Origin of the sequence: Photobacterium sp. GB-36, assembly GCF_003026135.1 — a bacterium.
Taxonomy (GTDB): domain Bacteria; phylum Pseudomonadota; class Gammaproteobacteria; order Enterobacterales; family Vibrionaceae; genus Photobacterium.
On sequence record NZ_PYNY01000001.1, the window covers coordinates 332860 to 352110 of the forward strand.

At 40.9% G+C, this 19251-nt stretch carries 15 protein-coding genes and 1 other annotated feature; of the genes, 7 read left to right on the forward strand and 8 right to left on the reverse strand.

The features are described 5' to 3' along the window. The first annotated feature begins 82 nt into the window (after positions 1-82). Positions 83-2050 (forward strand): bifunctional diguanylate cyclase/phosphodiesterase, encoded by a 1968-nt coding sequence (locus C9J46_RS01440; RefSeq protein WP_107259486.1) that lies wholly within the window; start codon positions 83-85, stop codon positions 2048-2050. A 52-nt stretch (positions 2051-2102) separates the two neighbouring features. Here C9J46_RS01440 and C9J46_RS01445 read toward each other — a convergent pair whose 3' ends face one another. After that, the gene (locus C9J46_RS01445) at positions 2103-3293 is read right to left on the reverse strand and encodes a methyltransferase (RefSeq protein WP_107245489.1); all 1191 of its coding nucleotides are present in this window, start codon (positions 3291-3293) and stop codon (positions 2103-2105) included. 117 nt (positions 3294-3410) lie between these two features. After that, positions 3411-4385 (reverse strand): HTH-type transcriptional regulator CysB, encoded by a 975-nt coding sequence (cysB, locus tag C9J46_RS01450; protein WP_006647019.1) that lies wholly within the window; start codon positions 4383-4385, stop codon positions 3411-3413. Between the two features lie 392 nt (positions 4386-4777). Between cysB and C9J46_RS01455 the strand changes: the two genes are divergently transcribed. Both C9J46_RS01455 and C9J46_RS01460 read left to right on the forward strand, forming a co-directional pair. Beyond that, entirely contained in the window at positions 4778-5539 is a 762-nt protein-coding gene (locus C9J46_RS01455; RefSeq protein ID WP_107205681.1) for a DNA repair protein, read from the forward strand. Between the two features lie 90 nt (positions 5540-5629). Next, complete coding sequence (locus C9J46_RS01460) at positions 5630-6409, forward strand: tRNA isopentenyl-2-thiomethyl-A-37 hydroxylase MiaE (protein ID WP_107290430.1); 780 nt, start codon at positions 5630-5632, stop codon at positions 6407-6409. Between the two features lie 102 nt (positions 6410-6511). Here the strand turns inward: C9J46_RS01460 and topA are convergent, their stop codons facing one another. Then, positions 6512-9166 carry a type I DNA topoisomerase gene (gene topA / locus C9J46_RS01465; protein ID WP_107290431.1) on the reverse strand — a complete coding sequence of 885 codons (2655 nt, stop codon included), beginning with the start codon at positions 9164-9166 and terminating at the stop codon, positions 6512-6514. A gap of 623 nt (positions 9167-9789) precedes the next feature. Between topA and C9J46_RS01470 the strand changes: the two genes are divergently transcribed. Continuing rightward, positions 9790-10038: a YciN family protein gene (locus tag C9J46_RS01470; RefSeq protein WP_107205678.1), complete on the forward strand. Its 249-nt coding sequence runs from the start codon at positions 9790-9792 to the stop codon at positions 10036-10038. Between the two features lie 59 nt (positions 10039-10097). Here C9J46_RS01470 and sohB read toward each other — a convergent pair whose 3' ends face one another. Further along, on the reverse strand, positions 10098-11159 hold the full coding sequence (gene sohB, locus C9J46_RS01475; protein ID WP_107205677.1) for a protease SohB: 1062 nt from the start codon (positions 11157-11159) through the stop codon (positions 10098-10100). 268 nt (positions 11160-11427) lie between these two features. On the opposite strand from sohB, the gene C9J46_RS01480 reads away from it, so the two are divergent. Next, positions 11428-12201: a YciK family oxidoreductase gene (locus C9J46_RS01480; protein ID WP_107290432.1), complete on the forward strand. Its 774-nt coding sequence runs from the start codon at positions 11428-11430 to the stop codon at positions 12199-12201. A gap of 69 nt (positions 12202-12270) precedes the next feature. On the opposite strand, the gene C9J46_RS01485 is transcribed toward C9J46_RS01480, so the two are convergent. The 4 genes from C9J46_RS01485 to C9J46_RS01500 form a co-directional block, all read right to left on the reverse strand. After that, the gene (locus C9J46_RS01485) at positions 12271-13155 is read right to left on the reverse strand and encodes a DMT family transporter (protein WP_107290433.1); all 885 of its coding nucleotides are present in this window, start codon (positions 13153-13155) and stop codon (positions 12271-12273) included. 173 nt (positions 13156-13328) lie between these two features. Next, positions 13329-14441, reverse strand: coding sequence for a 23S rRNA pseudouridine(2605) synthase RluB (gene rluB / locus C9J46_RS01490; RefSeq protein WP_107290434.1), 1113 nt, complete (start codon positions 14439-14441; stop codon positions 13329-13331). 340 nt (positions 14442-14781) lie between these two features. Then, the gene (locus tag C9J46_RS01495; protein ID WP_005370802.1) at positions 14782-15402 is read right to left on the reverse strand and encodes an L-threonylcarbamoyladenylate synthase; all 621 of its coding nucleotides are present in this window, start codon (positions 15400-15402) and stop codon (positions 14782-14784) included. Then, positions 15402-16292 carry a PHP domain-containing protein gene (locus C9J46_RS01500; RefSeq protein WP_107205673.1) on the reverse strand — a complete coding sequence of 297 codons (891 nt, stop codon included), beginning with the start codon at positions 16290-16292 and terminating at the stop codon, positions 15402-15404. The genes C9J46_RS01495 and C9J46_RS01500 overlap by 1 nt, the downstream gene beginning before the upstream one ends. Positions 16293-16467: 175 nt before the next feature. Beyond that, positions 16468-16562, forward strand: a sequence feature (Trp leader region). A gap of 72 nt (positions 16563-16634) precedes the next feature. Here C9J46_RS01500 and aroF point away from each other — a divergent pair. After that, positions 16635-17648 (forward strand): 3-deoxy-7-phosphoheptulonate synthase, encoded by a 1014-nt coding sequence (gene aroF, locus C9J46_RS01505; protein WP_107290435.1) that lies wholly within the window; start codon positions 16635-16637, stop codon positions 17646-17648. Beyond that, entirely contained in the window at positions 17645-19240 is a 1596-nt protein-coding gene (locus C9J46_RS01510) for an anthranilate synthase component 1 (protein WP_107245496.1), read from the forward strand. Before aroF ends, C9J46_RS01510 begins: the two co-directional genes overlap by 4 nt. Positions 19241-19251 lie beyond the last annotated feature (11 nt).

The following is a 19251-nucleotide window of genomic DNA, read 5'->3' on the forward strand; positions in this document are numbered from 1 at the left end:
ACGTATTTATAGAAAATTTTATATTCTGTTGTTTGTATGTCAGTTAAAATCACCTCACATAATAATTAAAAAGATATTGGTGATGGATATTTACTCGCCTTTTAATCATCTTCAAAGTCCTATTTGGATTTTTGATTTTGACCACAAACAAATCATTTGGGCTAACGACAAAGCACTTCCTTTATGGGAGTCTTCCTCTCACGACGAACTTCGATCGCGCGATCTTGGCAAAGATATGTCAGCCGCAGTAGAAGCAACATTAGAAGAGTACCGCGAAACATTTAAACAAAATAAAACAATCAAAACCTGGTGGCATTTAGATCCAAGAAAGGTAGGCAAAAACTTGCTTTGCATTTTCTCTGGTATCAATTTGCCTGATAAACGTATTGCAATGCTTGTGGAAGTGGTTGGTGATGAATCAAGTATTCGACGTGAACTTGCTTTTTCTGATTACTCTAATCTAGCGCTGCTATTTAATGAGCAAGGTAATTTGGTGAGTGCCAATACCGTGTTTACCAAAAACTATGGTTCAGATCTCAGTAACTTAGCATCCTTTGTTGGCGACATTGATATTGCCCAACAATGGATATCTGACGCAAAAAATAACCTAAACCTTAAACATAGCCGATTATGTTGGACAGGAAAAAGTCATATTTGGTTTAACATTGAAACTAAATGGCTATCTGATAAATCTCAACTCCTACTTCAAGTTGTTAATATTTCAAAAGAAAAAGAGAATTTACAGCGCGAACGTTATAATGCTGAGCACGATTTTTTAACTGGGCTGATGAATCGACGCGGTATTTCTACGGCACTAAAAGCTAGCCATCATTCTTCATTTCCGTACCATTTATTATTTCTTGATCTCGATAGCTTTAAACTGATTAACGATACTTATGGTCACGCTATTGGTGATAAGTTATTAAGAGCAGTTGCAATTAGGTTATTAGATACAATAAGAGGACGAGGGCTTGTCGCCCGTTTTGGTGGTGATGAATTTATAATCCAAGTTGAAGATCGATATATCCCTAATTTAGTTCAACTAACCCAAGAGATAATTTCGGCACTAAACAGCCCTTTCTATATCAAAAATATTGGTGAAATATCAATTGGATGCAGTATCGGTACTGCGCAATACCCTAAAGATGCCAATAGTTTTGAAACCTTAATTACTCAAGCTGATATGGCAATGCATTGTGCTAAAAAGCATGGTCGCAACTGTAGCTATCATTTCCAGCCGCATTTGGCAGAAACGCTGTATCGTAAAAATGCACTACGCCATCACTTATCTCAAGCACTTGAAATTAAAGACTTTGAATTGTATTACCAACCTATCATTGATCTTAATACAATGTTGTTAAAAGGTTTTGAAGCGCTTATTCGCTGGCATGACGACTCTTTAGGTCATGTCTCTCCTGCTGAATTTATTCCATTGGCAGAAGAAACTGGGCAAATTATCCCTATTGGCTCTTGGGTGCTGAGAAGCGCTTGTAAACAATTGGAAGAGTGGAATCAACAATACGATACCAAGTTAATCATGAGTATTAATTTATCTCGTGCACAACTAAAAATGTCTCTTTTAGATGAGCTAAAGTTAATTATTGAAGAGTATAATATAGACCCAGCTCAAGTAGCTTTAGAAATAACCGAATCTGCCATGCTGCAAGAATTCAGTGAGGCTATGTCGTGTTTAGATGCTATTGCTGCACTGGGCTTTGAGCTTTACCTTGATGATTTTGGAACTGGGTACTCATCGTTATCACAATTGCAAAACCTTCCAATCAGTACTGTTAAACTAGATCAAAGTTTTGTTCAAAATGAGCACGACAGTGGGAAAGCAATCGTTGAAGCAACAAAAGCCATTTGTAATAAGCTCAATCTTAAAGTGGTCGCTGAAGGGGTTGAAACGAAAGAGCAGCTAGAATATATCCAAAGCTGTAATTTCAATTATTGCCAAGGCTATTACTTTAATAAGCCCCTCTCTGTTAGCGAATTAGAGAAGGGAATTCTTTCGACTCTACTGACGAAAAAACAAACTCAGCCTCACTAATATCAGTAATACCACCGTGATTTCACGGTGGTATTATATTGCCCATAAAACATTAGCAACGTTCTGCGTGAATCAATAAATTTCTTGGTGTCATTTGTTTTTCGCAGAATGTCCCTAACGATACGTCATAGCCAAATTCTTCAAGATAGCAAACACGATCAAGCACTAACCATAATTCTAATGGTCGACGAAACAATTGACGGACTAGCTCCATCCGCTCTGTTATCGCAAAACGTTGTTCGCCCTGTTGCTGCCAATAATCGAAGTCAATGTTAGCGGGTAATACAATCCCTTTCTGATCTGCAGCCCAACAACAAAAAGATTTAAAACCTTCACCTAATAACGCTTTTTGTACATTAGGGACAGGTAAGTAAGTACTAGATTGATTAATTTTTCGCTGTAATAAATCAAACCCTAACCGAAAACTAACCTCAACAAACCGAAGTTGCTTAACGCGATTTCCAGCCGTTACTGTCTCTTGCAACGGTAAACGTAAGTCATGCTTAGATAACTGTAGCTGGCTCGATTTTGCAACCGTTGATAACGGCTGATAATGTGAATCTTGGATCAAGTGATAGCAACACGGAGATAGGCTCACCGCCTTTCCTTTTTTTGCCACAACTTGTTTTATGAGCGACACATGCAAGTCACCACATGCATGCAGTGCAACAGCATGTTGCTGCTCTTTAATATATTGCTGGCTGCTTACATCAAACGCATCGCCTTGAACAAAATGGATATCTAATCCCAATTGTTTCGCCGCAGCTTCACCATCTACACATAATTGCGGTTGCCATTCTAAACTAGTGACAGGCTGTTGGTGGGTAATTGATAATACGCGCCCTAGAAAGCCTTTTCCCGCGCACCATTCAAGCCACGGTACATTCAGGCGTGGCAATACATGATTAAATGCGGTGATTTGTTGCCATTTACGCCCAGGAATACCTGTATCAAAATTTTTAGGGTACGCATATTCTGTTTTTAGTAACGACGGCGTTTTCGCTAAATCCGCTAAAATTTTGGCATCAGGGATCCAGGGGTCAAACGCTGCTAATAGTGCGTCATGATCTTGATTTAACTGCTGCAAACTTTGATCATCAATAAACTGTAACCATTGACAAAATTCAGGGTGTTGCTGTTGCCATGTAAACCCCTCATCAGCAAAAGGAACAAACTGCCAATATTGTCTATTTTTCGTCAATAACGTATCTAATTGGTGAAAAGTGTTGGCATAGCAAGTCATAAAGTAACAACTTCAAGGTACATAAAAACAAGGGGCGTTAGTGTATACCTAAATACGCCTTCCCATAAACAACAAAACCGCCAAGAGTGGCGGTTTTAAAAATAGATAACAAAAAAGTTATCTTACTGGTAAGTCAAAAGAAGCAAACATTGCTTCAATTTCACCATTAGTCTTTAATGCTATTGCTTGATCAACCACATTACGTGTCAAGTGAGGTGCAAAACGTTCCATAAAGTCATACATATAGGTACGCAAGAATGTACCTTTCTTAAAGCCTATCTTGGTCGTACTCGCTTCAAAAATATGACTGGCATCAATGGCAACTAAATCTTTATCTGTTTCAGGGTCCATTGCCATGCTGGCGATGACACCAACACCAATGCCTAAACGTACGTAAGTTTTAATGACATCCGCATCTGTTGCCGTAAATACAATCTTAGGCGTCAAGCCTGAACGATTAAACGCACTATCAAGCTCTGAGCGTCCAGTAAAACCAAAAACATACGTCACAAGAGAATAAGCGGCTAAATCGTGAATAGTAATATTTGTTTTGGTTGCTAATGGATGATCACTACGAACCACGATTGAACGATTCCAGTGATAACATGGCAACATGATCATATCTTGATATAAATGCAGCGCTTCTGTCGCAATCGCAAAATCTGAACGACCTTTACCAACGGCATCAGCAATTTGAGATGGCGTTCCTTGATGCATATGTAATGATACTTTCGGGTATCGTGCTGTAAAACCTTGAATCACCGATGGCAAAGCATAACGTGCTTGGGTATGGGTTGTCGCAATGTTTAGCGTTCCCATTTCAGGGTGAGTATGTTCACCGGCTACCGCTTTGATACTTTCCACTCTTGATAGAATATCACGTGAAATACGAACAATTTCTTCACCAGCAGGTGTTACTTGGGTTAAATGCTTACCACTTCGTTCGAAAATCTGAATGCCAAGTTCATCTTCGAGCAATCGAACTTGTTTACTAATACCGGGCTGAGAAGTATATAAACTCTCAGCCGTCGATGAAACGTTAAGGTTGTGATTAACCACCTCAACAATATAGCGTAGCTGTTGTAATTTCATGGTACCGCCTGCCTACTCAATAATCCGTTACCTTTCACACCACATCCATCAAGCCCTTATGGTATTTAATGAGACAGGTATAAGAATGCAACCATGTAATTAACATTTTATATATTGAAACCAGTTAATTTCATAGCATTTGTTTGTTTTTTAGTTACCTAACTCAATGTTTTGACAATAAATCAAGGCCGGTAAAATATCTCAACATTTCAACAAGCACACATAATAAGCAACTTTCGGGAAATTTTGTTACGCCTAAATTTGCCGCACAGCACAAATTACATATCGATTTGAACAAAGCTCCTATTTAATAATCATCTCACTAGGCTGTTTTTTAGAGATAGTGTATCCTGCAATATTCAAGATTAATGCATGGAAGATAGATATATCTTATGAGTATTCCTTTAGTTATAGGCCTTGTTGGTCTGTTACTTGCGCTTATTGTTGGCTACAACGTTATTATTCAATATCGCCAGCGTTTAGAGTCGATCAAGCAACAAGAATTGGCTAAGCATATTGCGATTATTGATGCGACTGAAGAGTTAATCGGTAATGCGCATCATCTGCCTTACAGCAAAGAATTATTGGTCTGCTTAAACCAACGTATTGTTGATGCTTTACAACAAATGTCTGAAGCATCACCTAATGATCGCTCTTTGACTCACCGTATAAAAAATGTCAGCGAGCAAATTACCCATTTAGAAGCTAACTACAGTAATGCCGACATTACCCCTTTTAAAGTGCCGAATACGGACAAACAAGCGATTGGTATGCTACAGCTTGTCAAACGTTTGAAGACAGTGATCAAAAGTGAGCACAGTAAGGGGCGTATGGGTACTCAGGCATTTGTTAATGAGAATGCCCGTTTAGAGTCGATTCAACTGCGTATTAATATTGAAAATGTCGTTAAGCGCGCGAATGAAGCACGAATTAAAGGACAAATTGGTACAGCAAAGCAATTACTTAAGAAAGGCATTGATGTACTTTCAGCTAAAAATGACAACTATGCTAACCAAGCACGAGAAAAACTGCAGCTGATGCTTGATGAAATTGATAACAAGCAATCAATGAACTATGAGCAAGAACGTCAACAACAGCTCGATAAAGACCAAGACGATCTCGATGTCTTATTCCAGCCAAAGCGTAAATGGTGATTTGATTTACTTTGGCTTAAAATAGCTTCATCTACCAAGGTCGCAGTAGCGGCCTTTTTTACGTCTTATAACAATAAAAAGATACGCCTTATGGATAACACACAACAGATGATCAATGAGCTACTAACGCCCATTAAACAATTTCTTCAATGTGAAACGCCTGATAGCTGGATTGAAGAGGCACGTAAACCAGAAAACCTAACGGCATTGTTAGTCGATCACTGTAACTGTGAACTAAAAGCCAGCCAAACGGCGATGTTCATGGTACGTAAATACGCAGTTGATAAAGCCAGTGGTGAAGTACTACTTGCATGGGCAAAGCCTTATGAAGATTTCGTTTACGGCGGTGCAAATCGCTCTACTGCGCTATTTCATAGCAAAAAAAATGGCTTGTCTGCACCATTGATCGCGCGTCCTGACTTTCCTTATGGTGAAGAACTGATTGAAAAAATGGTGCGGTTAATTAAAGAAGAATTTCACCATTTTGAGCAAGTGTTAGAGATCATGGAAAAACGTGATATTCCCTACTCTAACTTGCATGCGGGGCGTTACGCCAAAGGTTTAATGAAAGCAGTACGTACCCATGAACCAGCAACATTAATCGATAAGCTCATCGTTGGTGCTTACATTGAAGCGCGCTCTTGTGAACGTTTTGCCAAATTAGCGCCTTATTTAGATCCTGAACTCAAAAAGTTTTATATCTCGCTATTACGCTCAGAAGCTCGCCATTATCAAGATTATTTAACGCTTGCTGAAAAAATTGCGGGTCAGGATATAAGTGAGCGTGTCAATGCGATTGGCGCAAAAGAAGCAGAGCTCATTCAAGCGCCTGATAACACTTTCCGTTTCCATAGTGGCGTACCTGAATAAGCTTATATTTACACTCATCACCACTATTTGATGTTTTGTTCGCTAAAAACAAAAACGCCATCAGCTTTCACTGATGGCGTTTTTATTAGCGAGAAATAAAGATTACTTTGTCTCTTTTTCTGCTTTCTCTTTCTTTGGCTTTTTACGCTTGTCCGTGATTTCCCACTTACCATCGACGTAAAGTGCAGTCCAACCTGAAGGCTTACCGTCAATCTCAGAACGCACGTAGTTTTCTTTACTCTTACGAGCAAAACGAACCACAGTTGGTAGACCATCTGGATCGGCCACTGGCGCTTCAGTTAGGTAAGTAAACTTAGGCGATAGACGATCTTTAAAGCGTACTAGCTCTTCCACTAACGGCGCACGTGTTTCACGTGATTTAGGGAACGTACTTGCTGCCATAAACAAACCAGACGCACCGTCACGAAGTACAAAGTAAGCATCAGTATCTTGCGTGCAAGGTATTTCTGGAAGATGTACTGGATCTTCTTTCGGTGGCGCAACTTCACCATTTTTCATGATCTTACGCGTATTCTTACAGCTTTCGTTAGTACAGCCCATGTATTTACCGAAGCGACCGTTTTTCAGTTCCATATCAGAACCACACTTGTCACATTCGATAACAGGACCTTCATAGCCTTTAAGCTTGAACTCACCTTTTTCAACAATGTAACCTTCACAGCTTGGGTTATTACCACAAACGTGTAGTTTACGATCTTTGTCGATCAGGTAGGCGTCCATTGCGGTACTACAAATCGGACAACGTTTTTTGGCACGTAATGCCGCTGTTTCAACGTCTTCTTCAAGAACGTTAACAATGCCGTCTTCGTTACCTAAATTGATCGTTGTTTTACAACGCTCTTTAGGTGGTAGCGCATAACCTGAACAACCAAGGAATACACCCGTTGATGCGGTACGAATACCCATTGGGCGAGAACACGTTGGACATTCAATATCGGTTAATACGATATTATTAGGCTTCATGCCGCCTTCTGATTCATCAAGCTCAGCTTTTTCAAGCTCAGTGGTGAAATCAGAAAAGAACTCATCAAGCACTTTCTTCCAGTTTTTCTCACCTTCAGCGATTTTATCGAGATTACCTTCCATACGGGCAGTAAAATCGAAATCCATCAAATCAGGGAAACTACCATCTAAGCGATCAGAAACAATCTCACCCATCTTCTCAGCATAAAAACGACGCTGATCAACACGCACATAACCACGATCTTGAATCGTTGAAATAATAGATGCGTAAGTTGATGGTCGACCAATGCCACGCTTTTCTAGCTCTTTAACCAATGCTGCTTCTGTAAAGCGCGCTGGCGGCTTAGTAAAGTGTTGCTTAGGCTCGAGTTGTTCTAGTTTCAATACGTCGCCCACGTTAACCATAGGCAGCGTAGTGTCTTCATTTTTACCCGATGGACGCTGTACTAGTGTCCAACCTGCAAAACGTAACGTACGACCTTTCGCTTTTAAGCTAAAGTCACCCGCTTTTACCGTAATCGTGCTCGAATCGTATTTCGCTGGCACCATCTGACATGATACGAATTGACGCCAAATTAAGTCGTATAACTTAACCGCATCAGCTTCCATACCTTCAAGGTTTTCAGCTTTCATTTCTACATGAGAAGGACGAATCGCTTCGTGCGCTTCTTGGGCATTTTTCTTACTGCCATAAACATTGGCCGCTTTTGGCAAATATTCATCGCCATACTCACTACCAATAAACTCACGTGCTGATTCAACCGCTTCTTTAGAAAGGTTGGTTGAGTCGGTACGCATGTAGGTAATGTGGCCCGCTTCGTATAAACGTTGCGCTAAGCCCATTGTACGCTTAACACCATAACCTAAGCGCGTACTCGCCGCTTGTTGCAGTGTTGAGGTAATGTATGGCGCTGATGGTTTACTGCTAGTTGGACGATCTTCACGATCAATCACTTCGTACGCTGCTTTTTCAAGTAACGCTTTTGCAGCCATGGTGTCTTTTTCATTAACAGGACGGAATGTTTTACCCGCCTGTTGAGCCACCATTAAACGTAACGCATCTTTACCAACTGTTAGTGTGTCAGCGTGGATATCCCAAAACTCTTCAGGATCAAAAGCATTAATTTCGCGTTCACGTTCAACGATTAATTTCACCGCTACAGACTGAACACGACCTGCAGATAAACCACGAGCGACTTTTTTCCACAATAATGGTGAAACCATAAAGCCAACAACACGGTCTAAGAAACGACGTGCTTGCTGTGCGTTTACACCATCAATATTAAGTTCACCAGGCTCTTCAAAGGCCTGCTGAATTGCATTCTTCGTAATTTCGTTGAACACAACGCGCTTATAGCGTGCATCATCGCCACCGATGATCTCACGAAGGTGCCACGCAATGGCTTCTCCTTCGCGGTCCAAATCGGTTGCGAGATAAACATAGTCAGCATCTGCTGCTAGTTTTTGTAATTCACTAACGACTTTTTCTTTACCCGGAAGCACTTCGTAATGCGCGTTCCAATCATCATAAGGATCAACCCCCATTTTACTGATCAGCGCTTTACGGTCTTTCTCTTGCTTGATGCGTGCTTTTTCTTCAACACTCAACCCTTTGGTCGATGTTGCCGCGGCTTTCTTGCCATTACTACGTGCACCTGTTGGTAAATCACGAACGTGACCAACACTTGACTTAACAATGAAATCCTTACCCAAGTACTTATTAATCGTTTTAGCCTTGGCGGGGGACTCCACGATAACGAGAGATTTACCCATAATGACTCTATTACGTCCTCGTGCTCGCTAAATATAAAAATAAAAAATTGCTACTGTATTACGGAGTAATTCAGCAACATTCAACCAATCTCATTAAGTCACTAATCATAAAAAGATAGGAGCAGTGAATTAATATGATTGCCTATGATCTTTTTCGTAATCAAACATTTTTGCAATGAAAAATTTCATTGCCGCTACGTAAAATTCTATTTACATATTGGGCTAGAATACAAGAAGGTCAACTGCTTTTTAACGAAATCTGTCTGTTTGGTTGCACCTTCCTCAATTGTTAACAAAATGTGTAACGTAAATGCAATGTAACAAACTATCAAATAACAGTTTGATTTAAAACGATATAGTCGAATAATAATGTTGTTTTACAAAAGCAATTCGCTACCACAAAATAAATTGGGTATGAATTTACGCAGATCATTACCATTTATCTAATATCACTGACTAGCGTAAAAAAAATTTTTATGTCTTTGGTCACACAATTAAAGACATTAAAACAAAACAAACCTTAATATTGATTAAATAATAAACACTCTACACTTTTGTTTATTTGTTTTATTCAATTAAGTTAAATAGACTATGCAGGCTATTCGATTGTTTGAGACTTTACTATGAGTGATAAAAAACCAATTTCATCAACTGATTTACTAATGATTGCTAACCAAATCATTCAAGATCAAGAGTCTTATATTGACGGGATGCGTGCAACTTCTGTAGAAGAGCGCGATGGTGTATTAATTTTCAAAGGTGAATATTTCCTTGATGATGAAGGATTACCAACACCAAACACCACTGTTGTTTTCAATATGTTCAAAATGCTCGCACACAAACTCTCTCCTCAGTTTACGCTAGCAAGCTAAAACGGATGAGAATAAAAAAACCCGCATCAAGCGGGTTTTTAATCTACGAGTATAAATACTTACATAAATGGACGCTGACCACGCGCAACCCACTTCATCAGTAAACTATCCGCAGCTTCGCTTGATGCGCCTGCTAGTTTCTCGGTAAGCTTCTTACGACGTACGTATTTTACTTTAAGTACTTCACGGTCTTTACATGCTTCAGTGATCAAATCATCACTGGTTGAGATCTGATCAACCAAGCCTAATTCAAATGCTTGTTGGCCGAACCAATGCTCGCCCGTTGCCACTTTTTCAAGATCGAGATCTGGGCGGTGAGCGGCAATAAAATTCTTAAATAAGCCATGAGTTTCTTCGATTTCCATCTGGAATTTCTCACGTGCTTTATCAGTATTCTCACCAAACATAGTTAATGTACGTTTAAACTCACCAGCTGTGATTTGCTCGTAGTCAATATCGTTCTTTTTCAATACCTTATTAAAGTTAGGTAATTGAGCGATCACGCCAATTGAGCCAACAATTGCAAACGGTGCTGAAACAATTTTATCAGCAACACATGCCATCATATAACCACCACTTGCTGCTACTTTATCAACTGCAATAGTCAGCTTAATACCTGCCGCTTTTAAACGATCAAGTTGAGATGATGCTAAACCATAACCATGTACCATACCGCCGCCCGTTTCTAAGCGTAATAGCACTTCATCACCTTCGATAGCAACCGCCAGAATTGCCGTGATCTCTTCACGTAATGACGATACTTCACGCGCATCAATACTACCGTGGAAATCAATAACAAATAAACGAGGATCACGTGATGTTTCTAAGCTGCCATTTTTAGCCGCTTGTTTCACTTCTTGTTGGCGTGCTTTATCTTTTTCTTTCTCTGATTTCTTATCCGCTTTATCGCGAGCTTTTAATAACGCTTTATCAAATAAGTGAGATTCAAGTTGGTTTACAGTGTCTTTGTATTGTTCTGTCAGATCGCTCACTTCCAGTTCACCTTTCTGCGAACCATGACGACCATTCAATGCTTTTACTAGTACCAATACACCAACAATCGCTACAACCACTGTCGCGATTTTGGCGAAAAATAGTCCATAATCAAATAAAAATTCCAATATCCAATCCTCTTTGTTGGCAGTAAAAAGTGCCAACCGTTATTGTAACTGTGTTATCACGTTTATCGCTATCTTCTCTTTCAGAAAAATGTAATGAATCGGTTTATAGATCACGTCTTAAGATGAAAGGAAATTTAATCAGCGAGTAAATTCTGATATGTTTTGTTTAGTAGTAATCTATATTGTTACCAAGCTCAATACTTGGTGGGGTTCTTCGGCGAATAATCAGCCAAAAAATAAGAAAAATCAACATTAGAAGGATGCTAACGTGGAATACCATAATGCTGCTGATTCTCTTAAAGATCGTGTCATTTTAGTAACAGGTGCCGGTGATGGCATTGGACGCGAAGCCGCTATTCAATATGCAGCCCATGGTGCAACGGTTATTTTACTCGGTAGAACAGTCGCAAAACTTGAAGCTGTTTATGATGAAATTGAAACTCTGGGCTACACAAAGCCAGCGATTATCCCTTTAGATTTAATGGGTGCGACTAAACAACACTATCTCGATATGGTGGATACCATCGAGCAACAATTTGGTCGCCTAGATGGTGTATTACATAACGCAGGGATCTTGGGCGTACTTAGCCCACTAGAACAAATTGAAGAATCGACCTTTGATGATGTCATGCAAGTCAATGTGAAAGCCCAGTTTTTATTAACTCAAGCTGTTATTCCGCTTATCAAGAAATCGTCCGATGGCAGAATTATTTTCACAACATCAACCGTTGGTCATAGTGGTCGTGCATTTTGGGGAAGTTATGCTATTTCAAAATTTGCAACCGAGGGCATGATGCAAGTCCTTGCTGATGAATTAAGCAACACCAATGTAAAGGTAAATGCGATTAATCCTGGCGGAACAAGAACAGGAATGCGAGCCAAAGCCTTCCCAGCAGAAGATGCAAAGCAGCTTAAAACACCAAAAGATATCATACCGCTATATGTATATCTAATGGGCCCAGAAAGCCACCATGTTTCTGGTAAATGTATCGATGCTCAGCCTAAGCGAACATCGTCTTACAGTCATTGTGAAGAAGAATAAATCTGCTCATTGATGATATAAACAAAAAAGCCGACGCAATTGTCGGCTTTTTTACAGCTAAATCTAGTGTTAGTGACTTTGTATTTTAAGTTGTTTTCGCCACTGCCAAGCAAATAAACAAGACAAGGTCAGTACCACAACCGCTGAGCCTAATAACACATTGTCTGTCGGTGTTTCACCAATGATCAACCATACCAACAACGGACCAAAAAGCACTTCCAGTAACAAGATCAAACTGGTTTCAGCTGCGGGTAAATAACGTGGCCCATGTGCAATCAAATAGAAAGACAATGGGATCACAACACCACCGAGTAAGAACATATAAATAGCATGTTGCATATCCAGTGCGAACGGTTTAGCGCCAACAGAAAGCGAAATAATCGATGTAAATACACCAGCCAGAATTATATAAATCGAGCCTAATTGCCCTTGGGTCTTACGAAGTGCTACAAGATAGACAGCTATCGCAACAGCAGAAACCAAAGCAAGCGAATCGCCTCTCAACTCGTCAACGGTGGGATGATAGCCGAACACTAACCCTATCCCACCCACAGCAATAATGATCGCAAAGATCGTTGCCTTATCTAACTTCTCTTTTAAGAAGAAGAAACCAATCACAGCCGTAAATAAAGGTGCTGTATTGGTAATAACTAACGTACTGGCCACTTGGGTATTATTCAGTGACAACACAAAACAAATGGTCGATGCGCTAAATAGTCCAGCAGTAATTAAAGTTAAAAGCGATGGACGCAGTAAATGTTGCGTGATCAGTTTTTTATCTGAAAACCACTGCACAATAAACAACATGGCAGCAGGTAAGAAGCCACGCCAGAAAATTAATGTCCATTCATTACTATCAATTAAACGCACAAGTAGCGTATCAAAACTTAATACCATCACGCCAAAGACCGTGATCAATCGTCCCCGTTGTTGCTCTTTCAATGCATCTAACATTGCTATACTCACTGGCTATTCGTTATATGTTTAGCATCCCTTCACAGAAAAGTGCACCACAGCAATATTCACACTTTTTACTCCGTTGCTCTTTGAGTTATACCACGTCATTTACCGGATACAAAAAAACCGACACTAGGTCGGCTTTTAATTATTCATTTAGTCTAAACCAATTACTTACGAGTACGTGGCTTAGCAGGCTTATTGGCTAAAGGATTACGGCGATTTGCTGCATTTCCTGAAGGCTTACGCTTACCTGATGTTTGTGGGCGACCTGCTGATTGTGGCTTACCGTTATCGCGACTGTCACGATTATCACGACCTTTTGCTGGTTGTGAACGACCATTACCACGATGCTCGTTTGATTGAGCTTCAACTTCAGCATTACGACTAGAGCCAGGGTTACGACGATCGTTACCACGACCACGACGACCGCGAGCACCGCCCGTTTCTACACGCTCTTCGTGACGACGAACAGCACGACGGATCTGACGAATGCCTTTTTTACGCTTTTGACCTTCAACAGTTAATGCTGTTTCAGTCTCAGGCGGAAGCTCAACTGTTGCACGAAGTTCATTCACTTCTTTTAGTTCAAGCTCACTCCAACCACCACGAGGCATATCTTTCGTTAGGTAAACATCACCGTAACGAACACGCTTAAGACGGCTAACAGTAACACCTTGAGAATCCCATAAACGACGAACCTCACGGTTACGACCTTCAGTGATCACTACGTAGAAGGTATGGTTCATACCTTCACCACCAGCGTAAACAACATCTTCAAAACGTGCTAAACCATCTTCTAGTTCAACACCTTTAACAACGTTCTTTACCATTTGCTCAGTCACTTCACCAAATACACGAACCATGTATTCACGTTCAACCGTGCGGCTTGGGTGCATTAAGCGGTTAGCAAGTTCACCGTCTGTTGTGAACAACAATAAACCTGAGGTGTTCGCATCAAGACGGCCTACTGATACCCAGCGACCTGTGTTTAAGCGAGGAAGACGATCAAATACAGTACGGCGGCCTTCAGGGTCGTGACGAGTACATAGCTCACCTTCTGGCTTGTTGTAAGCAAGAATACGGCAAATTTCTTCATCAGAAGAGATCAGCTCAATGTTATGACCATCAATACGAACACTTACTGATAAATCTTCAAGACGATCGCCAAGTTTAGCAACGACACCATCAACACTGACTCGACCGTTTTGGATCATTAATTCGATTTCACGACGTGATCCTTGGCCAGCTCGTGCCAATACCTTCTGTAATTTTTCACTCATTATAGACAAACCTTTGTCGCCTTCACAGGCGTCGAAATACTCATCAAAAGATTCCGGATAATATTTTCCAATTTAAAATCAGACTGTTACTTAACCAAAACCATTTATGCGAATAGCATTAATTTGGATTCTGTGTGAGGCATTAGCAACTCACTTTTTATCAGAATGTGGGCGCGCATTATGCCAAAAAACGGCAAAGTTAGCTATAAAAAGATAGTCGATTGCGAGGTTAGTTACAGGAAAATCAAACCAATAAAATAGGAATAAAAACAAAAAAGCAAACAGCTAGAAACTAACTATTTGCTTTTATTAGATTTACCTAGGTTTAAAACGTTCTAGATCATTCAAACGGTGTCACATCACCTGCACCAACTCGCACAATATTAATTTCACCTTCACTGAAATCAATCACTGTTGTTGGCTGCTCACCTAAGTAACCACCATGCATAATCAAATCAACAGCATGTTCTAACTTATCGCGAATTTCATCGGGATCCGCTTCTGTTGTTTCATTACCCGGTAAAATAAGACTGGTTGACATCAGTGGCTCACCTAGCGCTTCAAGTAACGCCAGTGCTATCGCATTATCAGGTACACGAATACCAATCGTTTTACGCTTAGCATTCATTAAACGGCGAGGTACTTCTTTTGTTCCTTTAAATATAAAGGTGTATGCGCCAGGGGTGTTATTACGTAAAAGACGGAAAGCGATATTATCAACACGGGTGTACAAAGATAGCTCAGATAAATCGCGGCATAACAAAGTGAAGTTGTGCTTTTCGTTTAAACGACGGATCTGACAAATACGCTCTAATGCTTGTTTGTTTTCTAACTGACAACCAAGGGCATAACCAGAATCTGTTGGATAAACGACAACGCCGCCATTTTTAATAATTTCTACCGCTTGTTTAATCAAACGCGTTTGGGGTGTTTCTGGGTGAACATAAAAAAATTGACTCATTATTCCTCCTTTGAGGCAGCAGGCTCAGCCTGAATTTCTACCTCTACTCGCTTTTTCTCAACTTCCCAATCATGCCAAATCGCTGGAACATCTTTAGGGAGCCACAAATTACGTCCTAATTCCGTCCAAGGTGATTGGTAATGAAAATCGGACCCTTGTGAAGCAAGTAAATTAAATTGTATGGCGTAATCCCCTAAGGTACGTCGTTCTTGCGGCCCTTGCTGAGGCTGTGATACTTCCATACCGTCACCACCAGCTTCAATGAAATGCTGGATTAATCGCTTAAGCCATTTTGCCGTCATATTATAACGGCCTGGATGGGCAATAACCGCTTTACCACCAGCGGCATGAATCACATCAATAGCATCGGCGATAGTGCACCAGTTTGGTGGTACGTAACCCGGATTTCCGCGTGTTAAGAATTTCTTAAACACCGCCTGCATGGTTTTCGCATAACCTTGTTCAACAATCCAACGGGCGAAATGTGCACGAGTGATCGATGCATCACCCGCAAGTTTAGCCGCGCCTTCAAATGCCCCTGGCATTCTGTTTTTTTCAAGTCGCGCACCAATTTCTTTAGCACGTTCAAGTCGACGCTCTACTTGCTGTTCAATAAACGTCACTAACGTTGGATTTTGTGGGTCTATATTAAGCCCAACAATATGAATATCAAAGTTTTGCCACACGGTAGAGATTTCAATACCGTTGATTAACGTAATAGGCAAAGCTTCTTGCTCTATCACAGTATGCGCTTCATGTAGGCCAGCAACCGTATCGTGATCAGTAATTGCCAGGATGTCGACCCGCATATCTACGGCTCGTCGAACTAATTCTTGCGGCGTTAAGCGACCGTCAGACGCTGTAGTATGGCTATGTAAATCAAACAACATAAGTTTTATTCTTGACTTTATAATCGTGAACTAGTTTACTAGTACGCAGATACCAAGTATCCAATACTTACTTGAAAGGCATCACGTACATTTAGCTGATAGAAAAAATGTAACTAATACCTAATAGGACTCTTACATGTTACAGCAAATTCAAAATCAACAATGCGTTTTCTTCAATAATTGGTGGTGGCACTCCTACTTACGGGCGGTGTGAATTGCTGTAACTCAGCAAAATAGCAACGAGCCCGCCATCAATGCGGGCTTTTTTATAACGCCGAATTTAACCAAATAAAACGGGCACTGCACCTAGCCTTCACTGCGACCATTAACAAGGATGACCTCATGATTATTGTCTTAAAACCGCAAGCAACAGAAGCTGATGCCAAAAGCCTACTAGCTCTAATCGACAGTGTCGGATTAAAACCGCTATATATGCCTGGCAGTGAACGCATTGTTTTAGGTGCATTAGGTGATGAACGTGTTTTACAACGCTTAAATATCGAAGCGAACCCTTTAGTTGAAACGGTAAAACCCATTTTAACTAAATACAAATTAGTTAGCCGAGAAGTCCAAGCCCACAACACAGTGGTACGTTTTGGCTCTGCTGCGGTCGGTGGCGATCGTTTTGCTGTTATTGCAGGCCCTTGCTCTGTCGAATCAGAGCAACAATTATTGTCTGTGGCTGAAATGGTGAAGTCTCATGGTGCTATGGCACTGCGAGGTGGAGCATATAAACCTCGCACCAGCCCTTATGATTTCCAAGGATTAGGTATTGAAGGGTTAAAATTGTTAAAAAAAGCCAATGACATGCTCGGTATACCTACCGTATCTGAAGTCATGGATGTGAGCCAAGTTGAAAAAATGACTCAATATATTGATTGTTTTCAAATTGGTGCGAGAAATATGCAAAACTATGGCTTGTTAAAAATTATCGGTGAAAGTAAAAAACCGATCTTGCTCAAACGCGGACTTTCAGCCACTATCGAGGAATTGCTGCTCGCTGCTGAATATATATATGATGCAGGTAACCCAAATATCATTTTGTGTGAACGTGGTATTAGAACGTTTGAGACAGCAACCAGAAATACATTGGATCTCAATGCTGTCGCTTATTTAAAGCAACATACCCATTTGCCCGTGCTGGTCGACCCAAGCCATGGAACAGGTATTCGTGAGTTAGTGATCCCACTCTCACGCGCAGCAGCTGCTGTTGGCGCCGATGGCATCATTGTCGAATCACATTTAAATCCATGTGAAGCCTTATCTGATGGTCATCAAGCATTAACCGCACCAATGTTTGAACAATTAATGCAGGAATTAAAACCGTTTGTGGAAGCGGCAGGGAGAACGCTGTGAATACTCACTCAATAGGAAATCATCCACTAGGGCAAAATACATTAGCGGCTAATGAGATCAATCTTCTCAGCCTTGATGTACCTTATGTTGCCGATCCCACTGAACTGTACTTTTCAGTTTGTGGCGATCGCCCGCACAACCTTTTATTAGAATCAGCAGAAGTTGATTCTAAGCAAGATTTAAAGAGCTTAATGCTTGTTGATGCAGCAGTACGTATTGTTTGCCGCGGTAAAGAAGTCACGTTGGAAGCACTAACCAGTAATGGTGTGAATGTCATTACGCATTTACAAAGCCAACTGCCTAACGATATTCATGCAGTACTCAATGGAAAAACATTAACCTTGGTATTTCCATCCCACGCTCATGATATTGATGAGGATAGCCGCTTACGCCAAACTTCATCATTCGATGCTCTACGTTTGATCCAACATGCCTTTGATACCAAGCACCACCCAAAAGAAGCTTTATTCTTAGGTGGTCTATTTGCCTATGACTTAGTCGCTGATTTTGAGCCGCTACCAGAAGTGAAGCAAGACAATAACTGTCCTGACTATATTTTCTATATTGCCGAAACCTTGTTGATTATCGATCACCAACGTCGTAAAGGCACGCTGCAAGCAACTTTATTTGGTGGCGAGCACTACACCAATAGCTATCATGATTTGAGTCGTCGCCTGCAAACGATTAAAGAGATCTGTTTAAACCCTCAGCCTGTGCCACCCGCACAAGTATTAGACAAATGTGAGCCAGAGGCGTCTATTAGCGATGAAGATTTCTGCCAAACGGTTAACGATCTTAAACAATACGTTATCAATGGCGACGTGTTCCAAGTCGTGCCATCACGCCAATTTACTTTGCCATGCCCTTCAACGCTCGCGGCATATAAAGCATTGAAAATTGGTAATCCAAGCCCTTATATGTTCTTTTTACAAGACTCAGAATTTACCCTGTTTGGCGCCTCTCCTGAAAGTGCACTGAAATATTGTTCAGATTCAAACCAAGTAGAGATATACCCGATTGCTGGTACTCGACCACGAGGCAAAAACAGCGACGGATCAATTAACCTTGATTTAGATGGTCGTATTGAATTAGAGCTACGTTGCGATAAAAAAGAGAATGCTGAACACATGATGTTAGTGGATTTAGCACGTAATGATGTCGCAAGGATCAGTGAAGCAGGAAGCCGCTATGTAGCAGATTTACTCAAAGTTGATCGTTACAGCCATGTCATGCACTTAGTTTCTCGAGTGGTTGGTCAATTGCGTGGCGATCTTGATGCCCTTCATGCGTACCAAGCCTGTATGAACATGGGCACATTGACAGGGGCACCGAAAATCCGAGCTATGCAGCTTATCCGTGATGTTGAACAACGCCGTCGTGGTAGTTATGGCGGTGCTGTCGGTTATCTTACTGGTCACGGTGATATGGATACTTGTATCGTGATCCGCTCAGCCTATGTTGAGAATGGTATTGCGAGTGTTCAAGCTGGTGCTGGCGTGGTTTACGACTCCATTCCACAAGCAGAAGCCGATGAAACGCGTGGCAAAGCGCAAGCAGTCATTAACGCTATTCGCACAGCACATCAAGGTTAAGGAGAACCACA

Excerpts from the sequence above, each read along its gene's own strand:
- C9J46_RS01440 (WP_107259486.1), top strand. The coding sequence starts at position 83 with ATGGATATTTACTCGCCTTTTAATCATCTTCAAAGTCCTATTTGGATT.
- C9J46_RS01445 (WP_107245489.1), bottom strand. The coding sequence starts at position 3,293 with ATGACTTGCTATGCCAACACTTTTCACCAATTAGATACGTTATTGACG.
- cysB (WP_006647019.1), bottom strand. The coding sequence starts at position 4,385 with ATGAAATTACAACAGCTACGCTATATTGTTGAGGTGGTTAATCACAAC.
- C9J46_RS01455 (WP_107205681.1), top strand. The coding sequence starts at position 4,778 with ATGAGTATTCCTTTAGTTATAGGCCTTGTTGGTCTGTTACTTGCGCTT.
- C9J46_RS01460 (WP_107290430.1), top strand. The coding sequence starts at position 5,630 with ATGGATAACACACAACAGATGATCAATGAGCTACTAACGCCCATTAAA.
- topA (WP_107290431.1), bottom strand. The coding sequence starts at position 9,166 with ATGGGTAAATCTCTCGTTATCGTGGAGTCCCCCGCCAAGGCTAAAACG.
- C9J46_RS01470 (WP_107205678.1), top strand. The coding sequence starts at position 9,790 with ATGAGTGATAAAAAACCAATTTCATCAACTGATTTACTAATGATTGCT.
- C9J46_RS01485 (WP_107290433.1), bottom strand. The coding sequence starts at position 13,155 with ATGTTAGATGCATTGAAAGAGCAACAACGGGGACGATTGATCACGGTC.
- rluB (WP_107290434.1), bottom strand. The coding sequence starts at position 14,441 with ATGAGTGAAAAATTACAGAAGGTATTGGCACGAGCTGGCCAAGGATCA.
- C9J46_RS01495 (WP_005370802.1), bottom strand. The coding sequence starts at position 15,402 with ATGAGTCAATTTTTTTATGTTCACCCAGAAACACCCCAAACGCGTTTG.
- C9J46_RS01500 (WP_107205673.1), bottom strand. The coding sequence starts at position 16,292 with ATGTTGTTTGATTTACATAGCCATACTACAGCGTCTGACGGTCGCTTA.
- aroF (WP_107290435.1), top strand. The coding sequence starts at position 16,635 with ATGATTATTGTCTTAAAACCGCAAGCAACAGAAGCTGATGCCAAAAGC.